Origin of the sequence: Nocardia sp. NPDC088792 (assembly GCF_044750615.1) — a bacterium.
GTDB lineage: Bacteria > Actinomycetota > Actinomycetes > Mycobacteriales > Mycobacteriaceae > Nocardia.
Genome location: NZ_JBIVKC010000003.1, coordinates 1,150,525 through 1,169,506 on the forward strand (window position 1 = coordinate 1,150,525; position 18,982 = coordinate 1,169,506).

The 18,982-nt window shown below is 67.6% G+C and carries 18 protein-coding genes; 1 reads left to right on the forward strand and 17 read right to left on the reverse strand.

Features of this window, described 5'->3' with window-relative positions:
* Positions 1–9 precede the first annotated feature (9 nt).
* Genes ACIP5Y_RS23430 through ACIP5Y_RS23500 form a run of 15 tightly spaced genes read right to left on the reverse strand, consistent with a single transcriptional unit; the run spans position 10 to position 14,813 of the window.
* Positions 10–330: a hypothetical protein gene (locus tag ACIP5Y_RS23430; RefSeq protein ID WP_400352678.1), complete on the reverse strand. Its 321-nt coding sequence runs from the start codon at positions 328–330 to the stop codon at positions 10–12.
* A gap of 42 nt (positions 331–372) precedes the next feature.
* A complete protein-coding gene (locus ACIP5Y_RS23435) occupies positions 373–1,731 on the reverse strand; it encodes a glycosyl hydrolase family 28-related protein (RefSeq protein ID WP_400352680.1) in 1,359 nt (452 codons plus the stop codon).
* A complete protein-coding gene (locus tag ACIP5Y_RS23440; RefSeq protein ID WP_400352682.1) occupies positions 1,728–3,026 on the reverse strand; it encodes a protein tyrosine kinase in 1,299 nt (432 codons plus the stop codon). The genes ACIP5Y_RS23435 and ACIP5Y_RS23440 overlap by 4 nt, the downstream gene beginning before the upstream one ends.
* Before the next feature lie 11 nt (positions 3,027–3,037).
* Positions 3,038–4,390, reverse strand: coding sequence for a hypothetical protein (locus ACIP5Y_RS23445; RefSeq protein WP_400352684.1), 1,353 nt, complete (start codon positions 4,388–4,390; stop codon positions 3,038–3,040).
* Between the two features lie 30 nt (positions 4,391–4,420).
* Positions 4,421–5,425, reverse strand: coding sequence for a glycosyltransferase (locus ACIP5Y_RS23450; protein WP_400352686.1), 1,005 nt, complete (start codon positions 5,423–5,425; stop codon positions 4,421–4,423).
* A complete protein-coding gene (locus ACIP5Y_RS23455) occupies positions 5,422–6,705 on the reverse strand; it encodes a lipopolysaccharide biosynthesis protein (RefSeq protein WP_400352688.1) in 1,284 nt (427 codons plus the stop codon). The genes ACIP5Y_RS23450 and ACIP5Y_RS23455 overlap by 4 nt, the downstream gene beginning before the upstream one ends.
* Positions 6,702–7,844: a glycosyltransferase family 4 protein gene (locus tag ACIP5Y_RS23460; protein WP_400352690.1), complete on the reverse strand. Its 1,143-nt coding sequence runs from the start codon at positions 7,842–7,844 to the stop codon at positions 6,702–6,704. Before ACIP5Y_RS23460 ends, ACIP5Y_RS23455 begins: the two co-directional genes overlap by 4 nt.
* Complete coding sequence (locus ACIP5Y_RS23465; RefSeq protein ID WP_400353875.1) at positions 7,841–8,908, reverse strand: glycosyltransferase family 4 protein; 1,068 nt, start codon at positions 8,906–8,908, stop codon at positions 7,841–7,843. The genes ACIP5Y_RS23460 and ACIP5Y_RS23465 overlap by 4 nt, the downstream gene beginning before the upstream one ends.
* Before the next feature lie 32 nt (positions 8,909–8,940).
* Positions 8,941–9,780 carry a glycosyltransferase family 2 protein gene (locus ACIP5Y_RS23470; RefSeq protein ID WP_400352692.1) on the reverse strand — a complete coding sequence of 280 codons (840 nt, stop codon included), beginning with the start codon at positions 9,778–9,780 and terminating at the stop codon, positions 8,941–8,943.
* A complete protein-coding gene (locus ACIP5Y_RS23475) occupies positions 9,780–9,971 on the reverse strand; it encodes a hypothetical protein (protein WP_400352693.1) in 192 nt (63 codons plus the stop codon). The genes ACIP5Y_RS23470 and ACIP5Y_RS23475 overlap by 1 nt, the downstream gene beginning before the upstream one ends.
* A gap of 54 nt (positions 9,972–10,025) precedes the next feature.
* The gene (locus tag ACIP5Y_RS23480) at positions 10,026–11,120 is read right to left on the reverse strand and encodes a class I SAM-dependent methyltransferase (RefSeq protein WP_400352695.1); all 1,095 of its coding nucleotides are present in this window, start codon (positions 11,118–11,120) and stop codon (positions 10,026–10,028) included.
* On the reverse strand, positions 11,120–12,139 hold the full coding sequence (locus tag ACIP5Y_RS23485; RefSeq protein WP_400352697.1) for an NAD-dependent epimerase/dehydratase family protein: 1,020 nt from the start codon (positions 12,137–12,139) through the stop codon (positions 11,120–11,122). The genes ACIP5Y_RS23480 and ACIP5Y_RS23485 overlap by 1 nt, the downstream gene beginning before the upstream one ends.
* Entirely contained in the window at positions 12,140–12,790 is a 651-nt protein-coding gene (locus ACIP5Y_RS23490; protein WP_400352698.1) for a PIG-L deacetylase family protein, read from the reverse strand.
* Positions 12,787–13,575, reverse strand: coding sequence for a glucose-1-phosphate cytidylyltransferase (locus tag ACIP5Y_RS23495; RefSeq protein WP_400352700.1), 789 nt, complete (start codon positions 13,573–13,575; stop codon positions 12,787–12,789). The genes ACIP5Y_RS23490 and ACIP5Y_RS23495 overlap by 4 nt, the downstream gene beginning before the upstream one ends.
* Positions 13,572–14,813, reverse strand: coding sequence for a methyltransferase domain-containing protein (locus tag ACIP5Y_RS23500; RefSeq protein ID WP_400352702.1), 1,242 nt, complete (start codon positions 14,811–14,813; stop codon positions 13,572–13,574). The genes ACIP5Y_RS23495 and ACIP5Y_RS23500 overlap by 4 nt, the downstream gene beginning before the upstream one ends.
* A 394-nt stretch (positions 14,814–15,207) precedes the next feature.
* Between ACIP5Y_RS23500 and ACIP5Y_RS23505 the strand changes: the two genes are divergently transcribed.
* The gene (locus ACIP5Y_RS23505; protein ID WP_400352704.1) at positions 15,208–16,056 is read left to right on the forward strand and encodes a hypothetical protein; all 849 of its coding nucleotides are present in this window, start codon (positions 15,208–15,210) and stop codon (positions 16,054–16,056) included.
* Between the two features lie 117 nt (positions 16,057–16,173).
* Here the strand turns inward: ACIP5Y_RS23505 and ACIP5Y_RS23510 are convergent, their stop codons facing one another.
* Positions 16,174–17,694, reverse strand: a complete 1,521-nt coding sequence (locus ACIP5Y_RS23510) for an amino acid permease (protein WP_400352706.1) — start codon at positions 17,692–17,694, stop codon at positions 16,174–16,176.
* Positions 17,695–17,713: 19 nt separating this feature from the next.
* Positions 17,714–18,562 (reverse strand): dimethylargininase, encoded by an 849-nt coding sequence (gene ddaH / locus ACIP5Y_RS23515; RefSeq protein WP_400352708.1) that lies wholly within the window; start codon positions 18,560–18,562, stop codon positions 17,714–17,716.
* Positions 18,563–18,982 lie beyond the last annotated feature (420 nt).

Sequence of the window (18,982 nt, forward strand, 5' to 3'; positions counted from 1 at the left end):
GCGCGGGCGTCACCGGCGGCCCGGCGAGCGACCCCGCGACGTCGCATTGCCCCAGCACGAAAGGTCGGGCACGACCCCGTAGGTCTCCTGCGCACCGCCTGTGGCCCACCGGAATCCGGTGATCATCTCGTCGAAGACGAGCAGCGCGCCGCAGTCCTGGACCCGGCATCCGCGGCCCCGCATCACGATGGGAGCCATGCCCTCGGGGTATTGGTCGGGTCCGCGCGCGTAGGTATGGGCGCCGCCCGGCACCATCTCGTGCAGGATGCGTTGCAATGTATTGCTGCGCGTGAAGTCTCGCACCTCACCGAGTCCGTGTCCGTACAGCAAGTCCGTCTCCTTACGCTTCCACGCCCTTGTGCACCGAGGCCGTCACCGTCCCGGCCGGCCGCGGCCGAGTGGGACCGTCGTCAACGCACCGTCGGGACCGACCGTCAGCCGCCAATACCCGTTTCGTTCGTCCTTGAGGATCACGCCTCCGTCGCTTCGGTCGGAAAGCCATGCGCCACTGGGTAATACGGCAGCGAGGGGCTCACCGTCCGAGGTTTGCGCCTGCAGCAGGTCGCCACCGTCGGGGCGGGCCCGCGCGACGACGGTTCCGGCGAATCGGTCGCCCCCGCCGCGTCCGCATCCGATCACCTGCCAGCCGTTCGGGAAACCGCGTGCGTCGATATCGTCGCCGAAGCCGGAGATCAGGTTGATCGCGGTGCCGTCCGGGCAGTGGGTGGCGTCGATCCGAATCGGGGTGGGCGGCTGTGTGTTCCGCTCCGCGTCGAACATGATGTTCGCCAGGTAGGGCTGGCGGCAGTAGATCAGGTCGAGGCACACCGACCGGGCGGCCACTTTGCAGTTGACCATGCCGAACTGCGCGGGTCCACCCCGTACCGAATCTCCCACCGATACGGCGGTTTCCGCGCCTTCGAACCACACATTGGTCAGCCACCAGTCGTTGGCCGCGCCGTCCACCCGGAGGTGCCGATCCGTGGTGCGCGGGTCCTTATCGGAGACGAATTCCACGTTGGCCAGCGACAATCCGGCATTGTGGTCGTTGCCGGAGCCCAGGACGCCGATGTAGTTGCTGGTCAGCTTGGAGGCGGTGACGTAGTTCTGAATGCAGGAGGTCACGATCCCGTAGCCGAAGTTGTTGATGTCGCAGTTGGTGAAGGTGGTCCCCCCGGTGTTCCGGTCCAGCACCACTCCGCGCTGTTCGAGATAGCGGGGATGGTTGCTGCTGAGGTGATTGCCGCGAATCACCACCGAGTCGAACGAGCATCGAAAACACCCCGACAGGGATACCGCCGTGGCGCGGGGACCGGTGACGAAGACAGCGAATCGCGCGAACCGCACTCGCTGCCGCCCCGTCAATGCGAGCAGCGTGTCATCACCCTCGTAGAGGAGGGTGGACACGTCCCCGCCGTCACCGAGCACGGTGCTGAAATCCGGTAGCTCGGGCACCCGTTGGACACGGTAGGTGCCCGCCGGAAGGTACAGCACGAGTGGCCGGTCCGTTACTGTCGCCGCGGCGGCGAACGCGGCCGTGTCGTCGGCGACACCGTCACCGACCGCGCCGAAATCGCGCACATTGCGCGCGGACGGCGCATCCGTCACCCGGGGCGACCGGAAGTCGCCCGCACGCGGGGAGCCGCTCGAGCAGCTCGCGAGCAAGGGGACCGCCGCCGCGCCCAGTGACGCGGCGATCAGATTCCGGCGGTTCACGATTTTGTCGTTCATCTCCGTGCCCTTCTCGGAAGCCGTTGCCGCAGCTGCTCGCAAAGCCGTCTCGCACGGGTTTCGGGTGCACGGATCACGACCGCACCCGCCGGTTCCCGGTCGAGGGCGGCCAGTGCGGCGCTCACGGCGATCCGGTCGGCGCGTGCGAGATTCACGGTGGCGAGCACCTGATCGCAGCGCGCCGCGAGGATCGGCAGCTCCGCGGCGCCGCTGCTCGCCGCGACGATCACCACGTGATCGAACTGCTCCCGCAGTTCCGCCACCGTCTCGCAGAACCGTTCGGACACGAGCAGATCCGCTGTCCCGGGGCCGGGCGCACCGATGGTCAGCACCCAGACGCCGGCCTCGGGCCAGGTTGTCACCGCGTCCGCCACGGTGCTGTCCCCGGTCATCACCTCGACCAGGCCGGGTGTCGTTTTTCGCTGCACGAGCGCGGAGACCCCGTGTCCACTCGGGTCCGCGTCGACCAGGACCACCGCTGCGCCGAGGTCGCTGAACGACCGTGCGATACCGACCGCCACCGTGGGCGGCGGCTCCGGTGTAAGTCCGGTGACGAGTACCGTCTCGACTCGCGAATTGTTGTGCAGCAGCTGATTCCGAGCCTTTCGTAATTCGCCGGCGCACGCCGCGTCGTCGGCCCGCACGGTCGCGAGCACCGGAACGGGCAGGGCCTCGGCCACCTCGCGGTCGGTCCGCATGCGCCGGTCGAGCCGGTCACGGAGGAACGCCGCCAGGTATCCGAGCATCAGCCCGGCCGACGCGCCCATCGCCATCAGGCGCAGCGGCCCGCCGGCCGCCGTGGGCGTTTGCGCGTCGTCGACCACCGTCACCCGTGCCGCGGGCGCCTGACCGCGCTCGATCGTCTCCAATTCGTCCACCAGGCGCCGGAATTGGGCGACCACGGCGTCGGTGAGGCGGCGCGCGCCGTCCGGTGTCCCGTCGCGCGCCGAAATGACCATCAACGTACTGGCCGGCGGCGACACCGCGCTGATCCTGCTGCGCACCGCGTCCACCGATTCCCGCAGTCCCAGCTCGTCGTGAGTGCGTTCCGCGACGGTGCGACTGCGGGCCAACTCCAGGTACGAGCGGACTCGCTGCTGCGCGGCCAGGCCGCCCTGATACGAATCGTTCACCGAGGTGCCCGTGGCCATCGAAATGTAGACGGTGCTCGACGCGGTATAGGTCGGCGCGGTTGCCCGCGACGAGCCCGCGGCGGCGACCACTCCGATGAGCAGTCCGGCGGCCAGGATCGGCCACCGCCGCCGCGCTATCCGCAGGTAATCGCTCAATCGCATTGTCCCGTCCTTCATTTCGCCACCGCGGCGGGGACGGGCGGGGCGACGAGGACCGCGCGCCGGTGCTGGAATTCCACCACCGCCAGGTGGATGATCCAGATGAGCACCACGGCTTGCAGGTACTTGCCGATCACCTCGAACGTGCCGAGAATTCCGCGTTCGAAGACCACGGGGTTCTCGCTCAGCGCCAGGCCGAGCACGATCGGCACGATCCGGCGGCCGGACAGCGCGGCCGCCCACAGCAGCAGGATCACGAAGGTGAAGATCACCTCCACGGTGACTCCGGCGGCGCCGCCCAGTACATAGCCCTCGTTGATGTTCCCCTCCGCCAACGACACCGAGACCTCGCTCATGTCGACCGAGCCGCCGCGGATCTGCTCCGCCCACGCCGTCCCGGCCTGCATCTTGGACGAGCCGAGCACCTGCGCGGGCAGCAGGCTCGCCACACCGTGCGAAAGGACTTGACCGGGAGAAAGCCACGAGCCCGGCCCGGCGAAGCAGGCGTCCGTCGCGGCTTCGAGTAGATCGAATCGGCGGAGCAGACCGAGGAAGGGCTGTACGGAGGGCGGGTAGGCCGAGTTGGCCGATGCTGCTTGGGCTTTCAGCTCGGGCGTCTCCTTGAGTGACTGCAGCGCGCCGAACGCACCGATGGCGACCACGGCAATGGTGACCACGGCAATGGTTTTGGTTCGATTCCACCCTGTCATCGCGAATCTGATCGCGATGGCGAGCGCAGCCCCCATGATCGGTGTCTTGGATTCGATGGCCACGGTCCACAGCAGTTCACCGACGGTCAGGCCGGCGATCACCGCCACCGTCTGCCACGAGCGGGCCGGCCGGATCAGGACGATCAGTCCGAGTGACCCGATGGAGGCGAGCAGGGTGATCAGCGAGAGTGCCGGGCTGGCCGTCTGCACCTCGCCCGCGCGTGCGACCGTTCCGGTGAGGATCGAGGCGATTCGGCCCAGCGAACCGATCAGGTAGATCACGCCCAGTGTCGCCATGAGCTCGGGTTGTCCCGCCATCCGCGAATCCGACGCCGCCCACCGCCGCTTGCGAGCCCAGACCGTCAGTGCGGCAACCAGTCCCGCGTACACGAGGATGCCGTACGCGACCGGCTGCAGCGCCGCGGCGATGCCACGGTCGTATCCCATGGCGGCGAGCCGGGGGTCGGCGACATTGTCGCCGAAACGCGGTTCGGGCCGAGTCGTCAGCAGTACCAGGGGGCGGGCGATATACGACATCGCCCAGTAGGCGCTCTGTCCGATCAGCAACACCCGGATGACACCGGGCAGCAGGCACGCGCAGCACGCCAGGACGACCAAACCTGCTGATATCGCGGCGATCTCGGCGTACGGGTCCATCACGCACACCGCCCCGGGCGCTCGCGGCGGCTATACCAGCGCATCGACGATCTCCTCGGCCCGATCGACGTAGCGGTGCCGGCCGGCGGTGATCCGGCGCATCCCGGCCGCCGCCACCCGCTCGGTGAGGGCCCGATCGGCCGCACACCGGGTGAGGATGGCGTCCAGTTCCGCCCGTTCGGTGAAGAGGAAGCACTCGCGACCGTCGTCCAGCAATGCGGCGTGCTCGCCGGTGCGCTCGCCGACGAAAAGTCCGCCGGCGGCGGGCACTTCGAAGGTACGGCAGGTGTGTGTATCCCGGTTGTCGGAATTGAGCAGTACGAGATTGGCGGTCACCGCCGCCACCGACGCGGAGAAGTCCGTGCCGTAGACGGGTCCGCCCACGATCGCCCCGGTCCGGTGCAGCGCGGGCACCCGCCGCCACCCCGGACCACGCACCAGCATCCGATCGCCGTAGTACCGTGCCAGATCGACCAGCGGGCCACGCCGATCCGGGCGGCAGGCACCGATGAACCCGACGAGGTAGCGGCGGCTGCCGCGGCGGGCGCAGGGGTAGTGCAGAGTCGGATCGTAGGCACTGCGCACGAATACGACCGACCGCGCGCCGCGGGCGCGCAACTCGGGCACGTTGTACGACTTGGTGGTGACGATCAGATCCCATTCCGGTTCGTGGGTGAGGTAATCGGCGGTGGTGTTGTAGGGATTGCCGACATCGTCGGGGCTGTAATGCACCCGGCGCGCCGCCGGTGTCGTCAGCAGCCGGCCCTGGTCGAGATGCACCGATTTGAAGGCGAACAGTAGATCCGGCCGGAATCCCGCGGCGATCGCCTCTATGCGCTCGTGCACGGCGGCGACCTGCCAGGGCGCCCTGCGGTGCGCCAGCTTCGAATACGTCCAGGGCACGGACAGTCTGGGCGGCAGTGTCACCGGTGTGGAATCGACGACCACCACCTGATGCCCGGCCTGCGTGAACCCGTCGGCCAGCGATCGCGCGTTGCTGCCCGGCCAGTCGTCGCCCACGAAGAGGATCTTCACAGCACTGCCTCCCGGGTCCGGGCCGCACGCCGCGAGAGCTGCCACATGCGAGCGAGATACCAACCGGCGACCGAGAATTCGGCGGCGACCACGCCGCCGACCAGGGTCCACACCGAATGCGAACGCAGCGCCAGGAGGACGGCCGCCGCGCCGACGCCGGCTCCGAGCACCGCACCGATCAGCACACCGGCGGTGTCCTGCTGCACCGGCAGCACCGCGGTGGTGATGTAGGAGGTCACCGTGGTCGCGGGGAGCACGAGCACCTCCACCCGCAGCAGTGACACCGCATTCGCGAAGTCACCGCCGAAGATCAGCGGGATGATCACCGGTGCGAGCAGCCAGGTGCCCGAGGTGACCACCGCGGCCGCGGCGACCGCGGCGCTCAGCGCCCGCATCGATCGCCGCCAGAACCCGGCCTCCGCGCCGCGCCGCGCCATCCGCGGCAGCAAGGCGAAACCGATGGGGTCGAGCAGTGACTGCAGGGCGCGCACGAGCCGATCCGACGCCGAGAAAACACCGAGCGAGGTCGCGCTCAGAATTCCCGAGTAGACCGCGGCCGCGCCCTGCCCGTAACTCGAGGTCAACAGGCGTGAAGCCAGAACTGGTGCACCCGTGCGCAATACGGAGCGGATGCGGTGCGGGGCCACCAACGGGCCGAAGGTGCGGAAGCCGTCCAGCCAGGTCAGCCCCACGGTCAGCACCGACGACCCGAGCAGGCATCCCAATGCCATCGCGGCGGTCGGATGCCGGGGCAGCAGCACCACGAGCAGCAGCAGGTAAGCCGCGCGCCCGACCGACTGGTAGGCGATCGACGCGCCGAACCGGCCCCGGCCGATCAGCAGCCAGTCCTCCGAGAGCGACCAGAACCCGCCCGCGAACAAGCCGAGCAGGATCATGCCCGCGTGGGCGGGCACGTTCAGCGAGAAGCCGATCACCCCCAGGAGCCCGATTCCGCCGAGGATGGCGATCCGGATCGCCGCGTAGCTGGCGCGGAGATCGTTGATCATCGCTCGGTCGTGGTCGGCCTCGTGCACCCGTGCCGCGAGGAACGCCGTGATCCCGAGATCGACCAGCAGGGTGCCGACGAAGTAGGCCGACATCCCGACGGCCAGCAGTCCCAGACCCGCCGCGCCCAGCACTCGGGCGGCCAACGGCAAGGTGACGACCGTGACCAGGTATTGCCCGTATTTGCCGAAGCTCACGTAGCCGATGTCGCGGAGAATTCCTCCGATTCCCTTGCCGGACAGCGCGTTCCGGACCGCCTCTGGCCGCCCGGTCATGTCGAGGCGCCGATCCGGTCCAACAGGTCGGCGACCACCGTCGCCGTCTCGGCGATGTCGAATCGGCGTGCCCGCCGTCGTCCCGCCACGGAAAGGCGTTCGCGCAGAGCGGGGTCCGCGATCAGCCTGTCCAGCGCCCGGGTCAGGGCGGCCTGGTCACCCGCGTCCACCAGCAGGCCCGACACGTCGGGCTCGATGATCTCCTCCGGCCCGCCGGGCCGGGTCGCGATCACCGCGCAGCCCGCACGCATTCCTTCGACGACGACCTGCCCGAAGGGCTCGGCGAGCACCGAGCAGTGCACGAGAATATCGGCGCGGCAGAGGTATTCGCCGGGATCGTCGACGTGTCCGGTGAACGTCACCGTCAGATCGAGCTCGCACGCCATCCGCTCGAGCTCCGCGCGGTACTGTTCCTCGCCGAAGAACGTGCCACCGACGAGCAACACCTCTCGCGGGCGAATCCTCGCCTCGGCCAAGGCCCGCAGGAAGACGTGCTGTCCCTTCCATGCCGCCAACCGGCCGACGACCACGACGACGGTGTCCGCCGGTGGGCGCTGCGCGGGCCTGTCCGTGCAGGGCGCACAGTCGATGTCGAGCCCGGGATAGGCGACGGCGGCGGGCCGGCGCCAGCGGATCAGGGTTGCCCGGGTCGACCTGCTGTTGGCGAGGTACGCGCTACTGACGAGCCAGCCGAAGCAGCGCACAGCCGAGGCGAGCGGGCGCCCGAAGTATTCGGCGGACACTCGATCGTGCACCTGCCAGACGAGCGGAACATGGGCGCGCCGGGCCGCGACCGCCCCTATCGCCATGGCCTTCGTACTCTGCGCGACCAGGACCGTCGCGCCCGAATCCCGGACGGCGGCACCGACTTTCCATCCGGTTCGCACCAGGTGCACGCTCGCCGCGAGCAATCCGCGCACGGTGGCGGTGCCGATGGTCAACGAGCGTGCTCGGAACGGCCCTTCGACCACCCGGGTGTCGATACCGCGATCGCGCATCGACTCGACCATCGGGCCTGGCTCGGTGTAGATCATCGTCACCGCGAACCGGCGGTGGTGTAGCGCCGAAAGCAGGCGCGACGTCGCCAATTCCGCACCCGATGGTGCGGCGGTGTGAGCGAGAAACACGGCGCGCGTCATCCGCACAGCTCCCGATAGAGAGCCACATGCCGCGCCGCGGCGGCCTCCCAGGAGAACGACTCCGCATGCCGGCGGCACCGGTCGGCCGTCGGCACCGAGCCACGCAGTGCCGACACGATCCGCGCCGCGAGCGCGGCGGCATTGCCCACCGGGACGACCAATGACCGATCCAGGCTCGCGACCGCCGCCGGCAATCCACCGCAGTCCGTCACGATCGGCGCCCGCCCGGCCGCCAGCGATTCCAAGGCGATCAATCCGAAGCCCTCCAGCGTCGCCGAGGGCACGACCGTGACGTCCGATCGCGCGTACAGCGCGGCCAGTTCGGCATCCGTTGCCCGCCCGGCGAATTCGATCGACTCGGCCGCACCGCCGGACTCGGCGAGGCCACGCAGCATCGCCTCGGCGGCACCGGTGCCGACGATCACCAGCCGCGCTTCCGGGCATTGGCTTCGCACCGTGGACCAGCTGCGCAGCAGGGTGTCGATACCCATCCGATGTTCCAGCCGCCGGACACACAGCACCATGCGCTCGGCACGAGTGACGTCGCGTGGCGTCGGAGCGAAACGGTCGAGATCGACCCCCGGCGCAATCACTCGCACCCGTGCGGGGTCGACGCGATAGTCGGAAACCAGCAGATCCCGAAAGTGTTCGGACAGTACGACATACGCGTCCGCCCCGCGATAGCGCAGCCGCTCCAGCGCGTACTTCACGCGCATCTCGGGGCCGCCGGCACCGGCCGCACGGCTCTCCGCGGCCCACGGCCCGTGAAAATGCACCACCAGCCGGCTCGCGGCCGATGCGCGCGGCGCGGGCGGGCCGTAGAGACAGAAGTGGCGGTCCAGGATCATCGGTGCGGTGGGTTTCGTCCGATCGGCGAAGGCCGTCACCGCCCGGCGCACGGTCGAGCCGTTCCCCGGCCCCCACGAACGGCCGCCCGCGACCGGCCGGCCGAAGGCAGCCGCCGAGACGTCGGCGTCGCCGCGACGCGCCAGCGCCGTGTAGAGGTCGGTGAAGTAGCGATTCAGACCTCCCGGGGCGGTGGCGAACCACTCGGCCCCGGTCATGTGGATACGTAACCGATTTCGCGATTGTTCGGTCATGTGTGCCTCCGGGCGAGCGCGACGCGCGCTACCGCACGGCCCCGGACGGAGAGGCGATGCAACCCCGTGCGCAGCACCCGCCCATCACCCGCCAGCACATCGGCGAGGTCGACGCAGCCCGGGTATTCGGAGCGCAGTCGATGCTGGAAGCGGACCAGGTCCGCCAGCTTGCTCGCCGTCGACGTCCGGCTGCAGAGGTTGAAGGGAGAATTCCGCCATGCCGCCAACGGCGCGGAAATTCCGTGGAAGACGCCGAACGACGCGACCCTGGCGAACAGGTCGACGTCCATCGGAAACACCACGTCGCCGCGGATCCCGCCGACCAGATCGAAATGGGCGCGTCGAAACATCGCGGCGGCCGTCGGGCCGAAGTGCGCCGGACCCGACCGCACGAGGACGCGCATCAGATCTGCGGGCGCTCTCCGTCCCTCGAGACCATGGATTCCGAGCCCGGATTCCAGCAGGCCGCCGTGCTCGTCGATCACGTGGTATTTTCCGGAACTCACCGCGATCGACGGGTCCGACATGACGTCCAGCTGTGTCCGCAATGACCCTGGAAGCAACACATCGTCGGCGCAGACGATTTTCACGAGCTTCCCGGTCGAGAGCCGGACCGCCCGATTCCAGTTGCCTCCGATGGCCAGGAATTCATCGTTGCGCAGCACGCGCAGCCGCGGATCGGCGAACGAGGAGGCGATCGCATGCGTCTCGTCGGTGCTGGCGTTGTCGAGCACGACCACTTCGAAGTCGTCGTCAGCGCTCAGGATCGACCGTAGGGTCGCGCCGATCGTGCGCTCGGCGTTGTATGCGGGCACACAGATCGAGAGGTTCGTCATCACTCGGCCTGCACGTATTCATGCACGGCCACGGTGTGATCGCCCATTCCGGAATCGGCCTCGGTATCGGGGAATGCAATTATCGCGACGAGCCCGATAATTGTGGCAGCAATCACCCCGATGATTTTCTCGACAGCCATATCTTCATCACCCAATCGATCGTCGCGTACCGCCTCTCGATCGTAGGACACCGAAGACTCGAATTGCCTGAACCGTATTCAGGGTAATTACTCTCTTGTCCGCGTCTACCCCGCATCCGGCCAGGAAACCACCCACTCCTCACTCAATTCACCATATTGTTCGATCAATTCCGGCAGCAGCTCGGGCAATGTCAGGAATACTCGATCAGGGCGCGCCGCGACAAGTTCCTCCGGCGAGATGACAGGGATATCGGTACCGGGCATCCGCCGCCCCTGTTTGGCGGGTGACGCGTCGGCGACAGCCCGCAGCAGGCGGCGATCGACGCCCGCTCGATGGAACAGCGCCACCGACCTCGAAGCCGCACCGTAGGCGAAGATCCGGTGGCCTGCCGCCGCCTCCGAGGCCAGCCATGCGTGTAAGCCGCGCGCATCGTCGTCGGCGGCTCGCTGCAACCGCCGCAGCACGCCGGGATCCGCAAGTCCTCGCTCGGCGTGCAGGATCCGGGCAACAAGCGGATCGGGGCTGCGCGGTCCGGGCACGGCCGCCAGGAGAACCGTGCCGCCGTAGAGGTCGAACTCCCACGCCGTCAGCACGGTCATCCCGGCCTCCCGCAGTAGCCGGCGCAGCACCGTCAGCGAGTAGTAGCCGAAGTGGCCGTGCCGCAGCACATTCCACTGCCCCCGCGCCACGATGGCGAGCAACGAGTGGAACTGGACGAGCAGCACCCCCTCCGGGGCCGTCGCCGCGACGCGGCGCGCGATGGCCGCACGCTGGTCGGGCTCGTGCATCAAACCGAAGCTGTCCACCACGACATCCGCGGCGCCCGCCGTCACACCGAGGCCGCGTTCTTCCAGTGCGGGCAGCCAGCTCCCGCCGTGCGGACTTCCGAACTCACGCACCGTCCTTCCGGTGAGCAGGCCCGCGGCCGCCACCCGCGCGACGGCAGCGGCGGCTTGCGCACGCAAGGCCAGAGGCTCGATGCCGCGCGGCTCGGCGGGAACCGTCCGGTCATCCGCCAGTTGGGCCAGTCCACACGAGCCGCACACCACCATGACCAATGGGTTGGCCGTCTCCGCCGCCGTGACCGGTGCCGTCGCGGGCGGAAACGCGTCCGCGGCAGCGACTTCCCCCAGGTCCAGCACCGGGGCCGGCGAGGCCGCCCGGCATGCGCGGCATCGTGCCGGGCGCGCGCTCGCCATCAGGGCACCCTGCGCAGTTCGCTGTCGATCACCCCGCTTCGGCGCAGCGCGCGCAGTCGGGCCAGCCTGGTGTATCGCTCGGAGAAGTCACCGGTCGTGATCGCATGCGCGGTATACCGATGGAACAGCTCGGCAGCGCCATCCGCGATCCCCCATTGCGCCCGGAAGCCCAATTCCCTTTCCGCCCTGGAGAAGTCGACACGGTAGGAGCGCGGGTCGGTACCCGTCTCCCCCGTGACGAGAATCGGTGAGCCCGGCACCACGCCGGCCACCGTCCGTGCGATTTCGGCGACCGGCACGGTGTTCGATGCGCTGCCGATGTTGTATGCCCGGCAGTGCACGACCGAACTCGGAGCGGTCAAACTGGCGGCGAAGGCGTCGGCGATATCGGTGGCATGTACCAGGGGCCGCCACGCCGTGCCATCGGACACTACTCGAATCACGCCGCATAACACCGCACAGCCGACCAGGTTGTTCAGCACGATATCGGCGCGCAGGCGGGGGGAGTATCCGAAAGCGGTCGCGTTGCGCAGGAACACCGGAGTGAAATCGGAATCCGCCAGCGCCGCGACATCGTCCTCGACGCGAACCTTGCTGTCGGCGTACGCCGTCACCGGCCGCATCGGCGCGTCCTCGGTCACCGGGTCCTCGCCGCTCGCGCCGTATACCGAGCAGGTCGAGGCATACAGGAACCTCCGCACGCCCGCCGCTTTGGCCAGCCGCGCCAGCCGGACCGAGGCGTGATGATTGATCCGGTGGGTCAGCCGCGGCGCGAGCGCACCCAGCGGATCGTTCGACAGCGCGGCGAGGTGGATCACCGCGTCGAATCCGGTCAGGTTGCCGACCGTGACATCCCGGATGTCGGTGCGCAGCGTCGGCGGGTCCGCCGGCGCGGATCCCAGCACGCAGTCGGCGAAGTATCCGATATCCAGGCCGGCCACCTCGTGGCCGTGCTTCCGCAGCGCCGGAACCATGACGGTGCCGAGGTAGCCCTGGTTGCCGGTGACCAGCACGCGCATTCAGCTTCCCTCGAATGTGAGTGTCGCCTTGTCGAGCACGAACGCCTCCGCAAACGCCGACCGGCAGTGCACGCCGCGCAGCCGCGCCAGGCTCAGGAAGGTGTCCGCATCGAACCAGTCGCGATCGCGTTGGGAGGGATAGTGTTCGACGAGCAACCGGGCCTTGTCCTGCGCGGTTTTCCGATCGAGGGGATGGAACACCGTCGCCCGCGGCATATCGCTCTCCCATTTCGGAATCTCGTAGCCGAGCACGAGGTGGTGACGGAACTCGGTGTGGACCAGCTCCGCCAGCAGGCGGTGGTCCTGGTGCATGTCACCGCACTGTGGCGCGAACACCACCTGTGGATCGACCGCGACGCGGAACTCGAACAGCGCCTGCTTGATCCGGTCCCAGTGCGCGGGCGCGCGGCCGTCCGGAACATCCAGTACCGTGAGGTCGATATCCGCGCCGGGGCAGAACGCGCGCAAGGCCGCTCGCTCCTCATCGGCCCGGCCGGACCCGGCGCCACTCAGCACCAATCCCCGAACCCGCAGTGGCGCACAGGATTTCGCCAGCGTCAGCAAGGTGCCGCCGATGCCGATGGCGATGTCATCACAGTGGGCGCCGAGCACCGCGATCTGGGAGATACCACCGCAGCGAAGATCGATCATGCCGGCGTCCCGGATTCGTTCCACAGCATCCACGGCCGCTCGCCCCGGCGATAGCCTTCGTCCAACTCGGCTCGCTCCTTGAAGGTATCGGCAGGTTTCCAGAATCCGAGATGCCGGAATCCGAACAACCGCCCCTCCGCGGCCAGCGCACCACACGCATCCTCGACCAGATCGCCCCCGGGCGGCACCAGGTCGAATACCGCCTGCGTCATGATGAAATAGCCACCGTTCTCCCAGACCGGCATCCGCGCCACCGGCATGATCGCCTTGATCTCACCCTTGCCGTTCATGTCCACACAGTGGAACGACGACTGCGGCGGCACCACGGTCATCGCCGCTGCCGCACCGGAGGCCAGGAACTCCTCGAACATCACGTCCAAGGGCGCGTCGGTGAGGACATCGGCATAGTTGGCCAGGAAATACGGCTCACCCGCCAGATGCGGCCGGACCCGGCGTAGCCGCTCGCCGATCGACGAATCCACTCCCGTGTCGACGAAAGTGATTGTCCAATCGCTGATATCGGAGCTCAGCACATCCACCCGGCCCTCGCGGAGCACGAAATCGTTCGACTCTTCTTCCCGATAGGTCAGGAAATAGTCCTTGATGTAGCTGCCACCGAAGCCGAGGCAGAGGATGAAGTCCTTGTGCCCGAAGTGGGCGTAATACCGCATCACATGCCAGAGCAGCGGACGCGGGCCGACCATCTGCATCGGCTTGGGCACCATATCGTCGCGGTAGTTGCGCATGCGCATTCCGTAACCCCCGCAGAACAGCACGACCTTCATCGCAGTCCCCCGGTGCCGGGTCCCGCTCGCTGCAACTCCGGCAGTGGGAACACCAGCTCGCCGCCCCACGCCGCGATATGCGCGAGCTGCGCGGTGATTTCCTCGCGGAGGTTCCACGGCAGCACCACCACCACGTCCGGCCGGTCCGCGTCGATACGCTCCGGCGAATGGATCGGGATGCGTGTTCCCGGAGTGAATTTCCCCTGTTTGAAAGGGTTTCGGTCGACGGTGTACGCGAGCAGATCGCTACGGATGCCGCAATAGTTCAACAGTGTGTTGCCCTTGCCGGGAGCCCCGTAACCGACCACCCGCTTACCTGCCGCACGCTGCTCGAGCAGAAAACCGAGCAACTCCTGCCGGACCGCCACCGCCCGCTCGCCGAGCGAGCGATAGCCCGCCACGTCGTACAGCCCGGCGTCCATCTCCGCCCACAGCACCTCCTCCACCGCCGCGCTCGGTCTCCCGACTCCCTCGGGACGTGCCCAGATCCGCATCGAACCGCCCTGCGTCGGCAGCAATTCCACGTCCACGACGGCCAAACCGGCTGTAGCCAGGGCTTTCTGCGCCGAGATCAGGGTGTAATACTGAAAGTGCTCGTGGTAGATCGTGTCGAATTGGCCGAACCGCACCAAGTTCAGCGCATGATGCACCTCGATGGACACCCAGCCGTCATCTGCGACCAATTCACGCAGTGCGAAGCTGAAGCCACGGACATCCGGAACATGGGCATACACATTGTTGGCCACAACGAGACGCGCGGGCCCGTACACGGCCGTGATCTGCTCCGCCAGCCGCGGGTCCAGGAACCCGGTCAGCGTGGGTAGCCCCTTCGCACGGGCCGCGGCGCCGACATTCACCGACGGCTCGATCCCCAAGCAGCGGATGCCCTTTCGCACCAGATGTTGGAGCAGGTAGCCATCGTTGCTCGCGACCTCGAGCACCAGCGAGTCAGCATCCAGACCCAACCGGAAGACCGCCGCATCGACGAACGCATGCGCGTGACGCACCCAGCTGTCGGAATACGACGAGTAATAGGCGTAGCGGGTGAACGTTTCCTCGGGCGCGATCAGTGCGGGCAGCTGCAGCAGCAGACACTCCTCACACAGCCGCACATGCAGTGGATATGTCGGCTCCGGCAGATCCAATTCCCTTACCGTGAGGAACTTCTCGCAGGGTGGAGTGGCACCGAGATCCACGATGCTCGCCATCCGTCCGGAGTCACATAATCGGCATCGCACCCGATCCACCTTTCATCGGATTCTCGCCCACCCGATGGATTGAATCAGATCAGCGCGATCGGAAAAACGGGCGGAGCAGACCAATGGCGGGGCATCTCCGGACATTTCCCGCCGGGCGATCAGGGAGCCGTAGTCGTCATTTCCCGGCGCGGACGCGACAGACCATCGCCATGCAGATCCCGGATCGAGGCGCATATTTGCGACAGGTTTTCCAGGAGACCCGGGCCACTTTCTCCACTCACGAGTTTCCGCACCGGAATTCTCGACTGCCCGCCCTGGCCTGCAGAAATTCCGGCGTTCCGACCGAACGGCGTTGAGCGACCGGGTTGCTGATCCGCATGCTGGTTTGCGTTCATCAGCGCGCCTACGGCGCATCACTCGAAGGAACAATCTCATGAGCATCACCACGCCGAAATTGGTCACTGTGGCCATGTTCGCCGCCGCGATTCCCCTCGCGGTCTGTGCTGCCACCGCACCTGCGGCCGGCGCTGCCCCCATCACGGCCATCGAACGACCGGTCGCCGCCGCGCAGCCTGTCGCCGTCGCGCAGCCGAGTATCGTCGTCCTCCCGGCGGCTGCCGCGGCCGATCCGACCCAGAACTTGCGGACCGACGTCAAGACCAAGCCTGTGACCATCGACAATGCGGCTCGCGCGGGTGCCGCCCGCGGCGCCGCCATCGGCGGCACCATCGGCGCCGTGGTCGGCGGCGCCGCAGGGACACTGCCGGGCGCCATCGTCGGTGCCGGCGGAGTAGGACTGGTGGGTATGGCGGCCGGCGGTCTCGCCGGTGCGGCCATCGGCGCCGGCGTCGGCTGCCTGGTCGGCCTGCCGTACTTCGGGGTCGGTTGCATTGTGGGCGCCCCCATCGGCGCTGCGCTCGGGTTCCCCATCGGCCTGGCCATCGGCGGCACCACCGGTGCGATTCTCGGTGCCGCGACCGGTGCGGCCGCGACCGCGCCCATCGCCTTCCCGCTCGGCGCGGCAGTCGGCGCCCTGGTCGGCGCCGGAGTGGGCGCGCTGGCGGGCACTGCCATCGGTGCCGCCGACTTCTACGCCAATGACGAGCTGACGCCCAAGGAGGTGTCGGCGCCCGTATCCGCTGCGGTGCAAGGTGTTTCGTCGCTCGTGACCGACACCGACGCGCCCGTGCAGGCCGACCCGATCGCAGCCGCCGTCCAGCAGATCAACACGGCGGGCACCGATCTTGCCGCGGCGTTCGGAGTCCAGCTGCCCGCGTTCTGATTTCCGCATGAGCGGCGGGTTCGGCGCAGCGCGGCGCCGAACCCGCCTTGCGGTGTGTCCGCTATCCGATTGCGGTGTGTCCGCTATCCGACCCTCGATCCACCGGCGAGGACGCCGTCAGCACGGAGGCTCGTCCTGGTCGTGAACCATCGGCGGCAGCCCGGAAGCCCACGGCCGGTTGGCGATGACCGGGAATTCTCCGGTATACCCGAGCCTCTCGTCCTTGATCGCCATCACCCGACCGCGAACGAGATACCAACCACCGACAAGGGCCGGGACCACCGAGACCGCGGAGGCGACCGTCCACGTGCCGACCGGGTAGTCGACGGCCATGAGGATCACCACTGCCGCAAGGAATCCCAGACTGAGGTAGCCGGTGTAGGGCGAGCCCGGCATTCTGAACCTGGGCCGGCGGAGGGTCCCCGCTTCCGAGAATCGATGCAGCCGCAGCTGGCAGGCCACGATCGCGGCCCACGAGGTGACGATCCCCAAGGCCGACATATTGAGCACGATCTCGAAAGCTTGTTCCGGCACCACAGCATTCAGCCCGACGCCCGCCAGCGCGAGCACGGCGGTCAGCGCGATACCGCCGTAGGGGACGCCGTTCCGGGACATCCGGGCGGTGAAGACCGGTGCGCTGCCGTTCATCGCCATCGACCGCAGTATTCGGCCCGTCGAGTACAGGCCGGCGTTGAGGCTGGACACGGCCGCCGTCAGCACGACGACGTTCATGACCGTCCCGGCCCAGTCGAAACCGAGCTTGGCGAAGAAGGTCACGAACGGGCTCTCCCCGGCCCGGTAAGCGGTGTAAGGCAGCAGCAGGCATAACAGGATGAGCGAACCGACATAGAACACGGCGATGCGAGCGATAACGGAGTTGATCGCTCGCGGAACGACTTTCGCCGGATTCTCCGTCTCTCCCGCCGCCGTGCCGACCAGCTCGACCGCGGAGTACGCGAACACCGCACCCGACGTGACGACCACGAGCGGGAGTAGCCCGGCCGGCAGCAACCCGCCCGAATCCGCGATGACACCCGCACCCGTGCGCTGGCCTTGGATCTCGAACCGGCACGCCAGGAAGACCGTCCCTACTATCAGGAAGGCGACCAGCGCGACGACCTTGATGAGCGCTGCCCAGAATTCGAGCTCCCCGAACACTTTCACCGACACCAGATTCATGATCAGCACGACGGCGAGTGCGACCAGTGCGATCACCCACTGCGGTACGGCGTGGAACGCGCCCCAGAAGCGCATGTAGGCCGCGATGGCGGTGACATCGACGATGGCTGTCATGGCCCAGTTCATGAAGTAGGTCCAGCCGACGACGAAGGCTGTTTTCTCTCCGAAGAACTCGCGGGCATAGGAGACGAACGAACCCGACGATGGGCGATGCAGCACCAGCTCGCCGAGCGCCCGCAGAATGAGAAATACGAAAGCGCCGCACACGGCGAACACGAGAAACAGTGCGGGTCCGGTGCGCGCCAGCCATCCTCCGGTGCCGAGGAAAAGGCCGGTGCCGATCGCGCCGCCGATCGCGATCATCTGAAGTTGCCGTGCGGTGAGCCCCTTGCTGTAGCCGGACTCCTCGTCCGTGAAGTCCCTGACCTGTGCGCTGTGTAATGGATTCTCCGCGATCACCGGCAGTGTCCTCTCCCGTTCAGTGCCGCACCAGGGTGCAGCATTTGACGCTGCCGCCGGCCTTGAGTAGCTCGGACAGGTCGATACCGACAGGATGGAATCCCCGCTCGCGCAGTGCCGCGTGCAAATGTCTTGCGGCGGCGGGCAAGAATACATGCCGCCCGTCGCTCACGGCATTGAGCCCGAACGCGGCCGCATCGGCGTCGGTGGCGATGATCGCGTCGGGAAAAAGCCTGTGCAGCAGCGTGGTACTGGCCGTGCTGAATGCCGGTGGGTAATACGCCACCGTCGATGCGTCCAGCACACACAGCGCCGTGTCCAAGTGGTAGAACCGCGGGTCCGCCAACTCGAGCGGGATCACGGGTAGACCGAAGAACCTGGTCACCTCTTGATGGGAGGCGGGTGAGGTACGAAATCCGGTGCCCCCCAGCATGATGTCCCCGGCGATCAGGAAGTCGCCCTCCCCCTCGTTCTCCTCGGCGGCTTGCACGATCCGGCGGTATCCGGCGGCCCGGAACCAGTTCGCGTAGGCGACCGTTTCCCCCTGCCGTTCGGGATGGGTGAACCGTGCGACCATCACCTTGTCTCCGACACAGATCCCGGCATTCGCGGCGAAGACCATATCGGGCAGCCCCGCGACACCCGCCACGGTCTCCACCGTGTGCCCGTATTCCCGGTAGGTGTCGCGGAGTCGCTCCCACTGCCGGACAGCCGCTCTGCGATCGACCGGTGCGCCCGGGTCCATCCAGGGGTTGATGGCATAACTGACCTCGAAGTGATCGGGCCGGCACATGATGAACCGAAGCGGCTGAGCGACCCGAATCCTGCGACCGTCCACGAATTCGCCCTCGGCAGTTGTTGGCGGCATTCAATGCTCCCTCCCATCGTCCGAACGACATCCGGCCCGAGCGCGCCACAACCGCACTCGTCCATAAGGAATAGCCTGCACGGCAACACATTTCGCCGATACTGATTACGAATGACCGCCAGCCTAAGTCACCTTCGACCCAGCCGATCGTTTCGGCCCTCGGTGTTTACGACGAAGAAATACGCACAAAACCGGAATGTCCGGCGACCCCACCTTCGTGGCCGCGAAACGGCCCCACTCTCACCCCGAAAAGCCGATCAGCCGCCGAACAGCCTGTCAGCACCGGCCTCGACACGGCAGTGCCGCCAGGAGCGCGAGATCCTGGCGGCACTGGCGAAGGCTGCAGTCATGCTCCCAATGCTGGCTGCGAGGCCGAGGCCGGCGGGGTTTCGTTTGCCGACCTGACAACAACGTAACCCC